Raw genomic sequence first — 12,167 nt, 5'->3', positions numbered from 1 at the left:
AGTTTGATATTTACAGCCAAAACGAACCCCATGAGAATACTAACAGTCTTTTTTCTGCTTTTTTCCTGTTCCCTCGTAGCTCAAAACCAGTTGTCAGTAGAAGTTCATGGTGTACCCAAATCAGAGGGTAAAATTAGTGTCGCACTTTACAATCAAGAAGAAGACTTTTTAAAATTCGATAAGGTTTTCAAAAGCGATAGCACTGCGGCAAAGCAAGGTGTTACCAGTATTTCCTTAAAAGGATTGCCTGAAGGGGAATATGCCCTTGCCGTTTTTTATGATGAAAACGGAAATGATAAATTGGATACCAACTGGATTGGTATTCCCAAAGAAAAAGTAGCGTTCTCAAATGCGAAGATGAAAACCTTTGGACCTCCGAAGTTTAAAGAATGTGTTTTTCAGGTTTCTAAAGACACCAAAATCAACGTTACCCTTTAACTACTGGTAAGTTTCTATAGCGATTACTCCGCTTGCCGCTTGGGCCCCATAACTTGAAGCTGCAGAACCTTTAAGAACCTTTACGGATTTCACATTAAAATTGTCGACTAAATCGTTGATTCTGTTGAATGAATTACCGATAAGTTGACCATCGAGAATGTACAGTGGTTCTCCGCTTCCGAAAGTGGAAACCGTATTGGTGTTTTTTGCAATGGTAGGCACACCATTTTGTAAGACCACTCCGGGTAATCTTCGTATGCGTGTCAGTAAAGGAATATGACCTTGATTCTTTTCTTCGATTTCTTCAGCAGTTGCCGCCGTACTGCTTTTAGAAGATGTGCATGAAGTTCCAAGACTTAATGCAACGAGTAAGAGTAAACAGAGTGTTTTATTCATGGCTTGTTTCGTAAGATGATTCATTTTTAAAGGTACATAGGAATCGAGAATAAAACCACTTTTTTGTCAAAACCACTTTTCTTGTTGTAAAGTACTGGTTTTAACAGGCTTGAGCTAAGAATAATCGAACTTGTTTCCCGTTTTTATAAGGTAGGGATTTTAGATTCCTACTACCGCCTAAATCCCAATCTTATGAAAACCTCTCTCTTTTGGCTTGCCCTACTTTTTTCCGTTTTAATTTCTTATGGACAAAAATCTGTCGATATCGACGGTAGATTGCAACCACTGCTAAATGAATTTTTTGCGGAATGTGATAAGTATGGTATTGAATACCACGAAAAATTGTTCCAATTAAAGAATATAGATATTACCAATAGTCTTCCTTTGGAAGAAAATAATACGGTCATGGGGATGGTTACCCGAGATGAAAATGGAAATATTGAAAATATCTTGGTGAATTGGGTGACCTTGGTGGATCCTGAAATATTAAAAGTTGTCGCTTTTCACGAATTTGCCCATCACTTCTTGGACCATAAGCATACCTGTCCAGATTGTAATGAGATAATGGCAGTAAACAATAGCAGTTATTTTGATGTAATCCGGGATTGGGAAAATCAGCTGGAACACATGTTCAAAACTTCACCTGTTTACTTGAAAATGCAACAGGACCTGACGAATTCGTCAAGCCCTATTGCCAATCTAGGTACGTTCAATGATTGATGAACTTACTCGATATATGAGATTCAATTGCTATGAAACTGGTGTCGAATGTAATGTTGAATTCCATTTGAATACCTCGTGGGCTTCACGATATTTTACCTTAAGTACATATTACCATTAATGGTATTTAGCTTCAATTTGGTTGAGGTATTTTGAGCTATACTTTCTATGTGATGACCTACGTGCCGATCATGGGCTTTGAACTTAACATTATCATCTGCATAGATATCCCCATGAATGGTTTCAGCAACAAATTGATTGTTCGCAACCACAAGGTCAATGGCACCATTGATTGTACTTAACTGTAATCGGCCACTGTATTTCTTGATATCAATATCACCATTGATAAGTTCAGCCCTAAAATAACCAACTATCTCATCAGAGCTTAGACTACCGTTGATACTTTTCACTTCAAATTCTGCATTTTCAGGAACGTATAGCACGTAAGAAAACTTACAAAGGTCCCCTGAATTGTACCAATATCTTAAGTTATCACCACCTTGCTTTTCACCATACTCTCGAAAGGCTTTGAAAACAGGTTCGGCAACTTCGGTAATCTTAATTCGGCTGTTTGTTTCATCAATATCAACCTTGTATTTATCAATAAATTGGTCATCTTTTATTTCGATGGTTGCCTTAAAGTATACCGATTGCTTATCCCAAGTTTTCACTTCGATATTTCGGGCAAATTTTACATCTAGTTCAATAGATTTTCCATTTGACACTAGTGTCTTTTCAATGATTTTTTGACCTTGAGTGACTAGTGTCATTAAAAGGAAGATGATGATTGTTGAATAGATTTTCATGACTGTTCGTTTTTTGATGCTTTGTTTCGACTGCGCTCAACACAGGCTAACTCAGCACAGGTTATTATTTCTTTCTTAGATAAATATTCCCATTGGTAGACCGTAATTTGAGACTAACACCACCACCATTGATAGTACCTGTCGATTTTTTGCTAGAGACTTTTTTCATACCTTCTTTTGAAGCTTGTTCAATATCAAAATTGGTATAAACATCACCATTCCAAGAACTCATTGACAAGTCTGCCTTGGTATTGCCAGGCAAGCTTACGTCTACAGCCCCGTTGGTGGTAAAAATTGAGGTTGGGGAGTCTTGATCTATGCTGTCAAAGATTATTTCGACACTACCGTTTAATGAATTCGCTGTAATGGGTCCTGTAGCCCCTTCAATTTTAATGCTTCCGTTAAGTTGGCAATTTGCTTCGATTTCACCGGTAAAACCTTCCATTTCAATGTCGCCATTCCAGGTACTCTTTACAGAGATTTTTTGGTTTTTAGGAAGGTAGATTCTGGCGTTTGCATTTTTCTTAAGGTTGGTCACGATTAAATCGTTTCCTTCTTGTAATACACTAAAGCCAACGTTTGTATTATCGGTGCCACCTGCTCCTACCAATCGTAAACCTTTCGAACGATCGGGAGCTCTATTGGATGATCTTGACTTTATAATGATTTCATTGGAGTCGTGTGCAATGATATCTACATTGGCACTGGAAATTATCTTTACCCACTCTATGCCATTTAGACTCTTTGAGAAGTCTTCTTGCGCAGTCAAAAAAGTTACGGTTACGCAAGCTATTGCTGTTATTAATACTCTTTTCATGATTTTACGTTTTTCGATTTATTATTAAATGATTTTCGGCAATGCCGAGTTAATTTGATCTTTGATATACGGTTGGGTTTCCTCTTTCTCCAAGAGTTTTTTCATAGGCTCAACCGCTTTCTTTTCTTGTAGTTCAACCAGCATTTCGATTATTGCGACTTGAATGCTTGGATTTTCTTCTGTTTTCAAGGCTTCTATGAAAATAGTTTTAACCTGATCTGAATAACTGAAACTCGAAAGGGCTTCTAAGGCTGTTAGGCGAACATTGGTATTTTCATCGGTAAGCATTTTTTCTCCTAGGGCAGCAACTATTTGCTGGTCCGGTTTTTCAAATTCCTTAATGAGCTCAACTCCACGAATTCGTTGACTTGCAGATTCATTCTCAAGTAGGGAGAACATAGCTGCTTCTTTATAGGCTAAGGCTTCCGTTTGCACTTGCACCAATTGTACTTCTGATTCATTCTTTTGAAAGTATTGGCCAGCTAAGAAGGCACCAACAAGCAAAAGAACACTTGCTGCAACCCTTGGTAAACTGGACCACCAATTTGCTTTGGGCCCTTGGTTGAGCGACACTACTTTTATTTGATTTCCTTTTTCTTCTGCCAACATTGTTTCGAAGCCCTTCCTTAAATTTTCAGAAGGTTTGATTTGAGGCTCTTCATTAAACGCTGCCAAGAGTCTTTTGTAAGCTTCAAGCTCTTCAACCAATACAGTACTTTTTGACAATTGAAATTCGAAATCTTTTTTGGTTTCGATATCAAGCAGATTATCTAAATAATCTGGAATTAAGTCTATCATTTCTTCATTCTTCTTCATCACTATAAATTTTCCAAATAGATTTTTTTAAGTTTTTTGAGCGCTCGACATGCCTTTGTCTTAATTGCCCCTGCTGAGCTATTGTAAACTTCGGCCAGTTCTTCATAGCCCATATTTTGAAATCGATGCAACACTAAGATTTCGCGATCGGATGTTTCCAACTGCCCTAGGGCATGGTGCAAATGGGAATAGTCTTCAACTTGTTCATTATCATTGGCAACTATCTTGAATTGCATTTCTTCAACATCGGAATGCACTACCTTATTTCGGGTAAAATGACTCTTTAAACAGTTTCTGGCGATGGTAAACATCCAAGAAACGAATTTGCCATTGTTATAGGTAGACCGATACTTAATCAGCTTATAAAAAACCTCTTGTGTTAGATCTTCGCTCAACATTCTATCACCGCTCATCTTGTACAAAAAATTAAAGAGATGTAGGTGATGCCTATCAAACAAGACCTTGAGCAAATCAAGATTACCCTCAGCCACCTGGCCCATCAATATTTCATCAGACTGATCGTTCAATCGATTAGTTTTTGGTTGACTTTCACTACTGTATAGTCAGAAAATTACAAAAGGTTACAGCAAGCGCTAAAAAAAAAGAAAAAATCCCTATTTACAACCACAATCAGAGCTCCCGCAGCTATTGGAGTCTTTTTTATTTGAAGTCAAGAAGGGTATGGGATAGATAAATTTATGAACCAAATAGGCAACCGCTAATGAAAGGATAAGGAAAGCGAGAATGTTTTGTATCAATGCCATCATCGTAATATTTGGTATGCTGCCATAGCTACAAGATACGCAAAAACGGTCATGAACAGTAGTTGTGCCAAGGGCCATTTCCAAGAATTGGTTTCCCTTTTTACAATGGCCAAAGTACTCATACATTGCATGGCAAAGGCGTAAAAGAGCATTAGGGAAATACCTGATGCTAAATTGAACAGTGGTTTTCCGTCAGAACCAAGTTCTGCAGCCATTCTGTTTTTAATGGTTTCTTCCTCATCGCTACCAACACTGTAAATGGTAGCCAAGGTCCCTACAAATACTTCCCTAGCCGCAAATGACGTAATCACGGCAATACCGATTTTCCAGTCGTAGCCCAAAGGTTTTACCATGGGCTCAATAGCCTTGCCCATATAACCGATTATGGAATGTTCCAATTTATAGCTTGCAATTTCTTGGGCCTTGGCGTTTTGGAATAGCTTGTTATTGAGCAGTCTTAATGAATCTTGTTCACTAGAAATGTTCAGTGGGTTAGGGATGTTCCCTACTGTTTCTCCTTCTGCCTCAACATAGCCAAGAAGATTTTTCTTGATGTAATTTTTGCTGTAATCGTTAAGGCCTTGTTTTTGAATTCGTTCAGAAACGATGGATTCAGCATTCTTAAAATCATTTGAAAAACCATTGGAACCCAAAAACCAAAGTACAATTGAAATCGCCAGTATTATCTTACCTGCTCCGAACACAAAACTTTTTGTTTTTTCAACTACAGTGTAAAAGACATTTTTAAATAAGGGCATTCTGTAGGTTGGCATTTCTACCATGAAGAATGATCGGCTTTTTATTTTCAAGATTTTATTCAATGCCATTGCCGAAAAAAGTGCCATGGCAAATCCGAGAATGTAAAGCAGAAATAACGTGAGTGGTTTATATCCGAATCCCAAGAAACTTCCTTCAGGAATAACGAGAGAAATCAAAATTAGATAAACGGGCAAGCGCGCTGAACATGTGGTGAATGGAACAACCAAAATTGTAATCAACCGCTCTTTCCAGCTTGCAATTGTTCGGGTTGCCATTACTGCAGGTATAGCACAGGCCGCACCAGACATAAGGGGTACAACACTTTTGCCGCTTAAGCCAAAAGGGCGTAGAAGTCGATCCATTAAAAATACCACTCGACTCATATACCCAGACTCTTCCAATAATGAAAGGAATAGAAACAAAAAAGCGATTTGAGGCACAAATACAGCTATACCTCCAATACCCGAAATAATACCCTCTGAAATTAAATCGGTAAGAATGCCGGCAGGTAGGGTAGTCTTTATCCAATCGCTGAGCCCTGCAAATTGTTCATCAATAAAATCAGAAGGATAGCTACTCCATTCGAAAATGGCCTGAAATATCAATAGCAGAATACCAAAAAAGATAAGGTAACCAAAGACCTTATGCATTAAGATTTTATCCAATTTGGCGCGAAGACCTTTGGCAGAATTTAAATCAACCTTGTGGGTTTCCTTTAGGGCACCATTGATAAATTGATAGCGCAAGACCGTTTCGCGATGTTGCAATCTTTTGAAATCAGCACTATTGGTTTCTTTGAATTCTTTGAGTGAATCTTGGGCTTTATTAAAAACTGTTTGGTAACCAGCATCTTGGGTGACTCCCAACCAAAGATGGTATGGGTCTTCTTTCGGGAATGCCTTTTGTAGCATTTCGAAGTAATTGGGGTCTATTTTCGAAACATCGATAGTTGGTAAATCTGAAAGCTGGTCCGGATTCAGCATTGCAGCCTTTAATTCTTCAATACCATTTCCTTTACGTGTGCTGACCAAAATGATTTTCGTATCCAGCTTTTTGCTTAGCACATCAATGTCGATGGTAATTCCTTTTCGACTCATTTGATCACTCATGTTGATGACCAGAATCGTTGGAATTCGTAAATCCTTTACTTGAGTATAGAGGAGAAGGTTTCGTTTTAAATTTTCCACATCGCTGATGACAATGGCCAAATCAGGATGGTATTGACTTTCTTTATCGAGTAGAACACCGACCACTACACTTTCATCAAGTGAGGTTGTGTTTAAACTATAGGTGCCCGGTAAATCAAGGATATGTGCTTTTTCACCATTGGGCAATTTGCAAATACCTTCTTTTTTTTCGACGGTAATACCTGGGTAATTGCCCACTTTTTGGTTAAGCCCTGTAAGTGCATTGAAAATTGAAGTCTTGCCGGTATTCGGGTTTCCAATCAGTGCTACTGTAGTGCTTTTACTCATTTAGATATGACTTATAACAGGTCGATTTCTATTTGTTGGGCAACAGACTTTCTTAGGGCAATATGTGCTCCATTGATTATGAAATATATAGGGTCTTTTAGTGGAGCAACTTGAACCAATTCAACTTCGTTACCCGGTAGGCAGCCCATTTCCAATAGTTTAACGTTGGGAAGATTAGTAGTGAATTCTTTGATAATAGCCTTTTGTCCGTATGAAAGCTCTGAAAGTGTGGGCACTATTATTATTTAGAATGGATTTAAGTAAAGCAAATGTACTGGAATTTAGCCGAAGACACTACTGCGAATAAGATTCTTTAAGAATAACTATGTCTTCAAGTAATTTGGAAACCTCTTCAGGATTCGTTCCATCATAAAATCCACGAATGCGTTTCTCTTTGTCAACCAGGATAAAATTCTCGGTATGAATCATGTCATATGGACCACCATCACCATCGTGTTGAACGGCTAAATACGACTTGCGTGCCAGTTCGTAAATCTGTTTTTTATCGCCCGTAAGCAAATTCCATTTTGAGTCATTCACCCCTTTCTCGAGCGCGTAGCGCTTTAATTTTGGTACGGAATCTATTTTTGGGGTCACCGAATGCGATAGGAGCATTACATCTTCATCTTCTAAGATGTTTTCCTGTATTGCGGCCATATTTTTGGTCATTAGAGGGCAAATGGTTGGGCAGGTGGTAAAGAAGAAATCTGCGATATAGATTTTGTCGTCATAATCTTGTTCGGTGATGGTTATACCGTTTTGATTGACCAGTTTAAAGTTTGCAATTCTATGGTCGTTCTTGAGTCGGTGCAGACTACTATCGACCAATTCAGGATTGACCATATTCGGATGATAAATGGGCAATCGTTTTTCTGGTTTTAGGGCATCGTACATCAGATAAATGATGATTACCGAAAGAACCAGTAACACAATGCCAAACCGCTTAAATTTTGCAAAAAACTGTAGCATAGTTTGCAAAAGTAGTCTTGGAAAGTCCGAATTTCAAGGCATTTCAAAAAATTCGCTGCTAAATCTTTCTTAATTAAGTTGAAAGGTAAAGGCATAGTTTTCAAAGCTTGTTCAAAAGGTTACCTTTGTGGGCTTGAATTAAAAAATTTAACAAATGGTACTTTTTACAAAGATTGTGATGTTTATCATCATCATTTCAATCTTGGTGATTTTGCATGAGCTTGGACATTTCTTACCAGCCAAATGGTTCAAGACCAAAGTCGAAAAGTTCTATCTCTTTTTTGATGTTAAATTTTCACTTCTCAAAAAGAAAATCGGGGAAACCGAATATGGTATTGGGTGGTTACCCCTAGGCGGTTATGTAAAGATTGCCGGTATGATTGACGAGAGCATGGATACCGAGCAAATGAAGCAAGAACCTCAGCCGTGGGAGTTTCGAAGTAAACCGGCATGGCAGCGTTTGATTATCATGATTGGTGGGGTAACCGTGAATTTCTTTCTAGCTTGGATCATATATTCTGCATTGCTTTTTAACAATGGTGATACCTACATCCCTTCCCAAAGTTTGAAATATGGCATCGTGGTTGATTCCATAGGTGAGAAATTAGGACTTAGAACCGGTGATAAAATAATCGCTGTAGATGGTAAAGAGGCCAAACGTTTTAATGATGCCTTGTTGGATATTATTCTTGGTGATGAAATAACCGTTGACCGAGATGGTCAAACCGTAACGTTTCCCATTACCGATGAAGGAAAAAAAGAGGTCTTCCAAACCCAAGGGCGTAATTTTATGACGTATCGCTCTAAGGCACGTATCGGTATGGTGGGTGACACATCAGTGGCTAAAGATGCCGGTTTGTTGGTTGGTGATGAGATTGTCGGTGTAGCAGGCGAGGATATCGCCTATTGGGATGAACTCAGACCTAGAATCATGAACGCTGCTGGTACGAACGTCGATTTGGAGATCCTGAGAGATGGAAAACGAGAGGCAGTAAATTTGAATGTTCCTGAGGAAGGTGCTATAGGTATTGTGTTAGATTATCAGGATCTTAGAAAAACGGATAATTTTAGTTTTTTAGGTGCTATACCAGCAGGATTTAATAAGACCATAAAAGTTTTGACGGATCAAGTACGTCAATTCAAGGTGATTTTTAATTCCAAGACCGGAGCTTATAAACAAGTAAAAGGCCCCATCGGTATTGTAGAGATGATGCCACCAACCTGGGATTGGTATTTCTTCTGGTCGTTTATGGCGATGTTTTCGGTTTGGTTGGCATTTTTGAACATATTGCCAATACCGGCCTTAGACGGTGGCCATGTAATGTTCTTATTGTACGAAATGATAAGTGGTAGACCCCCAAGTGAGAAAGTGTTGGAACGCGGACAGATTATCGGCTTCGTTATCCTTATGAGTTTAATGGCGGTCATCTTCGGAAACGACATTTGGAACGTAATCAAAAGATTTCTGTAAAACAGCATTTTTTTCCTTGTGCTGATTGTATTTATCAGCTATATTTGCACCCGCTTAAAGGAAAAATATTCCTCCATAGCTCAGTTGGTTAGAGCACCTGACTGTTAATCAGGGTGTCGCTGGTTCGAGCCCAGCTGGAGGAGCAAAAGAAAAACCACTTCATTTGAAGTGGTTTTTTTGTTGGTGTCAGTTGTTTTAAGTTTCACTTTCTAAGAAATCAGTCACCCCTTCATAAATGCGCCAGGCCAATTCTTTTTGAAAGGCAGCATCTTTAAGTAGCTTATAATCATCATAAAAATCAAAAAATAGGCATTCCAAAAGAACGGCTGGGCATTTGGTTTTTCTAAGTACATAAAAATCAATCTCCTTGTCCAAATCTCCATCGCTAAAAAAGTCATACCGTAACCTCAGATTTAAGTTGGTATAAAATGGAGTGATGCGATTGCCTATAGAAGTGGCCAATGCATCACTTTTGGTGACCCCGGTGGTGGTATAAATTTCAAAGCCACTGGCGTTGTGGTTAGGAGAGGCGTTGCAATGAATGGAAATAAAATAGTCTCACTTGCCTTAAATTGATTGGCCACCTGTACGCGATAAGACAAACCAATGTCTCTTGAATCGGTTACTTTAACAGGGGTGACAATATTATATTTCGGATGGTTGGACTTTAGGTATAACTCTAATAATCCACCGATTTGTCGGTTTAAAAATCCTTCGTAGGCAACTTCTCCATTAGCGTAGGTAAACATTTTATTTGGGGCAGTTGTATAGTTTCCGTTTTTGTCTATTCCCCCATGACCGAAGTCCAAAACAATATTTTTGATTTTTGACATATTTGATAGTTAATGTTCAACTAGAAAAAGGGGGATAGCCTATAAGTTAGTAAATAGCTGTAAATAAATAGAATGCAAAATGAAGCCAAGGTATATTTTAACAAAAATGAATTTAGCTTCCTAAAACAGGGTACAAACCAAAGGGTTAGTTAACCCTATATTTTTCAAGCAAGAAGTCTTTTAGTGCTTCCTGCGATGCCATACCGTCTTTGAGTATGCCGCCGCTGACACTTTCAATGATATGCTGAAGAATTTGGGCTTCTTTCTCTGGTTCCTGGTACCCTAATTGCGTAAAGGCCCATGTCAGTTTATCAGTCATTGGCTGCATTTTTTCCTTTCCTGAAATCTCGAGTTCCCATTTCAACTTAAATTGAAGTCTCCAGAAGTCATACTCTTTTGGGTCTCCACGAAAAGGTAGTGTTATCGATTTCCAAAGTACTTGTTTCGGGTCCTGTTCGGTAATAATATCAGCATACAATATAGCTGCTTTTTCAAATGCTTGTTGTAGTATGGCGTCTAAAAGACCTTGCTTGTTCTTATAATGTCTAAAAATCAAACCTTCGGATACTTCAGCTTCGCTGGCTATTTTATTGGTTGAAACGCCGTTATAACCATGGTTGGCGAACAGTCTTAAAGCAGTTTGAAGTATTTTTTCTTTACGGTCAATCATTAAAGTGAGTAATCACTTCAAATTTAGAAGTATTTTAAAAAAGGACAAATATTTCCTCTTATAATATGGTTTTTCAACTATTTATATATTTTTATAAAAAAAGTAAGCACTCACTTTTACAATGAAAACTAAACTCATTCTAATTTATGCGATTTTTTTAACGGCAGTATTGCTACTGGCCGCGACAAATAGAACGACCTTACCAGAATACGTGGCGGTGACGACTTCCTCTACTAATTCTACCTCAGAGGAAGCCTTCCACAAAATGATGGACGTTTTGACACATGAACGATGTGTTAATTGCCACCCCAATGATAATGTTCCAAAGCAGGGCGATGATAGTCATCCCCATTATTTTGGAATCTCTAGGGGACAAAATAATTTGGGTTACGAGGCAACAAATTGCAATACCTGCCATCATGAAGAAAATAACCCTTATTCGGGAGTGCCTGGAGCACCTGAATGGTCTTTGGCTCCACACTCAATGCGTTGGGAAGGATTGAACCGATATGAGATTGCTGAATCAATGATGGATCCTGAACGAAATGGAGGTCGCACACCAGAAGAAACCTTACACCATTTAACGGAACATGAGTTGGTGCTTTGGGCTTGGACACCCGGAGTGGATGCTGAAGGAAACCCACGAGAACTACCACCAGTACCTTTGGATGAGTACAAGGAAGCCGTTGAAAAATGGTTTGAAGAAGGACACATAATACCAACTGAATAATTGTAACTATGAAGATTTCATTTCGAATAAATGGTACCCAACAAACTGTTGATGTTGCCGATGAAAACACTCCGCTGCTTTGGGTGGTGCGAGATATATTGGACTTAAAGGGCACCAAGTTTGGTTGTGGAAAGGCAGCATGTGGAGCTTGTACCCTACATGTAGATGGTGAAGCCGTGCGGTCTTGTTCATACGCAGTAAAATTTGCTGAAGGCAAAGCGGTCACAACAATTGAAGGTTTAGGGGATAAAGAGAATCCCCATCCAGTACAACAAGCATGGATTGAAGAAGTGGTGCCACAATGTGGGTATTGTCAACCTGGGTTCATGATGGCTACTGCAGCTTTATTGGATAAGAATCCAAAACCAACGGATGATGATATTGATAAAAATATTATCAATGTTTGTCGTTGTGGAACGTACTACCGAATGCGAAAAGCAATTCACCGTGCCGCCGAGTTGACTCCAACCAAAGATGAAACAGAAACCCAAAATTCTTAAGTC

General features: G+C 38.7%; 16 protein-coding genes and 1 tRNA gene. 6 read left to right on the top strand and 11 right to left on the bottom strand.

All coding sequences use genetic code 11. From position 1 onward, the window contains the following. The first annotated feature begins 30 nt into the window (after nt 1–30). On the top strand, nt 31–438 hold the full coding sequence (locus HCU67_RS03125) for a DUF2141 domain-containing protein (protein WP_168551141.1): 408 nt from the start codon (nt 31–33) through the stop codon (nt 436–438). On the opposite strand, the gene HCU67_RS03120 is transcribed toward HCU67_RS03125, so the two are convergent. Continuing rightward, nucleotides 439–858, bottom strand: a complete 420-nt coding sequence (locus HCU67_RS03120; protein ID WP_168551140.1) for a TonB-dependent receptor — start codon at nt 856–858, stop codon at nt 439–441. A gap of 168 nt (nt 859–1,026) precedes the next feature. Here HCU67_RS03120 and HCU67_RS03115 point away from each other — a divergent pair, with 168 nt between their 5' ends. Then, entirely contained in the window at nt 1,027–1,554 is a 528-nt protein-coding gene (locus tag HCU67_RS03115; RefSeq protein ID WP_168551139.1) for a hypothetical protein, read from the top strand. Nucleotides 1,555–1,649: 95 nt separating this feature from the next. Here the strand turns inward: HCU67_RS03115 and HCU67_RS03110 are convergent, their stop codons facing one another. The 7 genes from HCU67_RS03110 to HCU67_RS03080 all read right to left on the bottom strand — a co-directional run bounded on the left by HCU67_RS03110 (nt 1,650) and on the right by HCU67_RS03080 (nt 7,960). Next, nucleotides 1,650–2,360 (bottom strand): DUF4097 family beta strand repeat-containing protein, encoded by a 711-nt coding sequence (locus HCU67_RS03110; protein WP_168551138.1) that lies wholly within the window; start codon nt 2,358–2,360, stop codon nt 1,650–1,652. A gap of 64 nt (nt 2,361–2,424) precedes the next feature. After that, a complete protein-coding gene (locus tag HCU67_RS03105; protein ID WP_168551137.1) occupies nt 2,425–3,177 on the bottom strand; it encodes a DUF4097 family beta strand repeat-containing protein in 753 nt (250 codons plus the stop codon). A gap of 24 nt (nt 3,178–3,201) precedes the next feature. Further along, nucleotides 3,202–3,993 (bottom strand): HEAT repeat domain-containing protein, encoded by a 792-nt coding sequence (locus HCU67_RS03100; protein WP_168551136.1) that lies wholly within the window; start codon nt 3,991–3,993, stop codon nt 3,202–3,204. 2 nt (nt 3,994–3,995) lie between these two features. Continuing rightward, nucleotides 3,996–4,520, bottom strand: a complete 525-nt coding sequence (locus HCU67_RS03095) for an RNA polymerase sigma factor (RefSeq protein ID WP_168551135.1) — start codon at nt 4,518–4,520, stop codon at nt 3,996–3,998. Between the two features lie 236 nt (nt 4,521–4,756). Further along, nucleotides 4,757–6,991, bottom strand: a complete 2,235-nt coding sequence (gene feoB, locus HCU67_RS03090; RefSeq protein ID WP_168551134.1) for a ferrous iron transport protein B — start codon at nt 6,989–6,991, stop codon at nt 4,757–4,759. A gap of 11 nt (nt 6,992–7,002) precedes the next feature. Then, nucleotides 7,003–7,230 (bottom strand): FeoA domain-containing protein, encoded by a 228-nt coding sequence (locus HCU67_RS03085; RefSeq protein ID WP_168552038.1) that lies wholly within the window; start codon nt 7,228–7,230, stop codon nt 7,003–7,005. A 55-nt stretch (nt 7,231–7,285) separates the two neighbouring features. Further along, nucleotides 7,286–7,960: an SCO family protein gene (locus HCU67_RS03080; RefSeq protein ID WP_168551133.1), complete on the bottom strand. Its 675-nt coding sequence runs from the start codon at nt 7,958–7,960 to the stop codon at nt 7,286–7,288. A gap of 154 nt (nt 7,961–8,114) precedes the next feature. Here HCU67_RS03080 and rseP point away from each other — a divergent pair, with 154 nt between their 5' ends. Further along, on the top strand, nt 8,115–9,431 hold the full coding sequence (rseP, locus tag HCU67_RS03075) for an RIP metalloprotease RseP (protein ID WP_168551132.1): 1,317 nt from the start codon (nt 8,115–8,117) through the stop codon (nt 9,429–9,431). Nucleotides 9,432–9,500: 69 nt separating this feature from the next. Further along, nucleotides 9,501–9,574: transfer RNA gene (locus HCU67_RS03070), tRNA-Asn, on the top strand. 52 nt (nt 9,575–9,626) lie between these two features. Here HCU67_RS03070 and HCU67_RS16720 read toward each other — a convergent pair. From HCU67_RS16720 to HCU67_RS03055, 3 genes are all read right to left on the bottom strand, one after another. Continuing rightward, nucleotides 9,627–9,929 carry an N-acetylmuramoyl-L-alanine amidase gene (locus HCU67_RS16720; RefSeq protein ID WP_345890697.1) on the bottom strand — a complete coding sequence of 101 codons (303 nt, stop codon included), beginning with the start codon at nt 9,927–9,929 and terminating at the stop codon, nt 9,627–9,629. Then, on the bottom strand, nt 9,878–10,264 hold the full coding sequence (locus HCU67_RS16715) for an N-acetylmuramoyl-L-alanine amidase CwlD (RefSeq protein ID WP_168551131.1): 387 nt from the start codon (nt 10,262–10,264) through the stop codon (nt 9,878–9,880). The genes HCU67_RS16720 and HCU67_RS16715 overlap by 52 nt, the downstream gene beginning before the upstream one ends. A gap of 145 nt (nt 10,265–10,409) precedes the next feature. Then, nucleotides 10,410–10,934 carry a TetR/AcrR family transcriptional regulator gene (locus tag HCU67_RS03055; protein ID WP_168551130.1) on the bottom strand — a complete coding sequence of 175 codons (525 nt, stop codon included), beginning with the start codon at nt 10,932–10,934 and terminating at the stop codon, nt 10,410–10,412. Between the two features lie 121 nt (nt 10,935–11,055). On the opposite strand from HCU67_RS03055, the gene HCU67_RS03050 reads away from it, so the two are divergent. Together HCU67_RS03050 and HCU67_RS03045 are read left to right on the top strand one after the other, a co-directional pair. Continuing rightward, on the top strand, nt 11,056–11,664 hold the full coding sequence (locus HCU67_RS03050) for a hypothetical protein (RefSeq protein WP_168551129.1): 609 nt from the start codon (nt 11,056–11,058) through the stop codon (nt 11,662–11,664). A gap of 8 nt (nt 11,665–11,672) precedes the next feature. Further along, on the top strand, nt 11,673–12,164 hold the full coding sequence (locus tag HCU67_RS03045) for a (2Fe-2S)-binding protein (RefSeq protein WP_168551128.1): 492 nt from the start codon (nt 11,673–11,675) through the stop codon (nt 12,162–12,164). Nucleotides 12,165–12,167: the final 3 nt, after the last annotated feature.

Source organism: Croceivirga thetidis (assembly GCF_012272815.1).
Classification (GTDB): domain Bacteria; phylum Bacteroidota; class Bacteroidia; order Flavobacteriales; family Flavobacteriaceae; genus Croceivirga; species Croceivirga thetidis.
The sequence above is the reverse complement of the archived record's forward strand: the minus strand, read 5'-3'. Positions and strand labels throughout refer to the sequence as shown.

What these genes read in the sequence shown, in the direction of transcription:
- HCU67_RS03045 (WP_168551128.1), top strand. Translation starts at nt 11,673, where the DNA reads ATGAAGATTTCATTTCGAATAAATGGTACCCAACAAACTGTTGATGTT.
- HCU67_RS03110 (WP_168551138.1), bottom strand. Translation starts at nt 2,360, where the DNA reads ATGAAAATCTATTCAACAATCATCATCTTCCTTTTAATGACACTAGTC.
- HCU67_RS03125 (WP_168551141.1), top strand. Translation starts at nt 31, where the DNA reads ATGAGAATACTAACAGTCTTTTTTCTGCTTTTTTCCTGTTCCCTCGTA.
- HCU67_RS03050 (WP_168551129.1), top strand. Translation starts at nt 11,056, where the DNA reads ATGAAAACTAAACTCATTCTAATTTATGCGATTTTTTTAACGGCAGTA.
- HCU67_RS03105 (WP_168551137.1), bottom strand. Translation starts at nt 3,177, where the DNA reads ATGAAAAGAGTATTAATAACAGCAATAGCTTGCGTAACCGTAACTTTT.
- HCU67_RS03115 (WP_168551139.1), top strand. Translation starts at nt 1,027, where the DNA reads ATGAAAACCTCTCTCTTTTGGCTTGCCCTACTTTTTTCCGTTTTAATT.
- HCU67_RS03100 (WP_168551136.1), bottom strand. Translation starts at nt 3,993, where the DNA reads ATGAAGAAGAATGAAGAAATGATAGACTTAATTCCAGATTATTTAGAT.
- HCU67_RS03080 (WP_168551133.1), bottom strand. Translation starts at nt 7,960, where the DNA reads ATGCTACAGTTTTTTGCAAAATTTAAGCGGTTTGGCATTGTGTTACTG.
- HCU67_RS16715 (WP_168551131.1), bottom strand. Translation starts at nt 10,264, where the DNA reads ATGTCAAAAATCAAAAATATTGTTTTGGACTTCGGTCATGGGGGAATA.
- feoB (WP_168551134.1), bottom strand. Translation starts at nt 6,991, where the DNA reads ATGAGTAAAAGCACTACAGTAGCACTGATTGGAAACCCGAATACCGGC.
- HCU67_RS03055 (WP_168551130.1), bottom strand. Translation starts at nt 10,934, where the DNA reads ATGATTGACCGTAAAGAAAAAATACTTCAAACTGCTTTAAGACTGTTC.
- rseP (WP_168551132.1), top strand. Translation starts at nt 8,115, where the DNA reads ATGGTACTTTTTACAAAGATTGTGATGTTTATCATCATCATTTCAATC.
- HCU67_RS03120 (WP_168551140.1), bottom strand. Translation starts at nt 858, where the DNA reads ATGAATCATCTTACGAAACAAGCCATGAATAAAACACTCTGTTTACTC.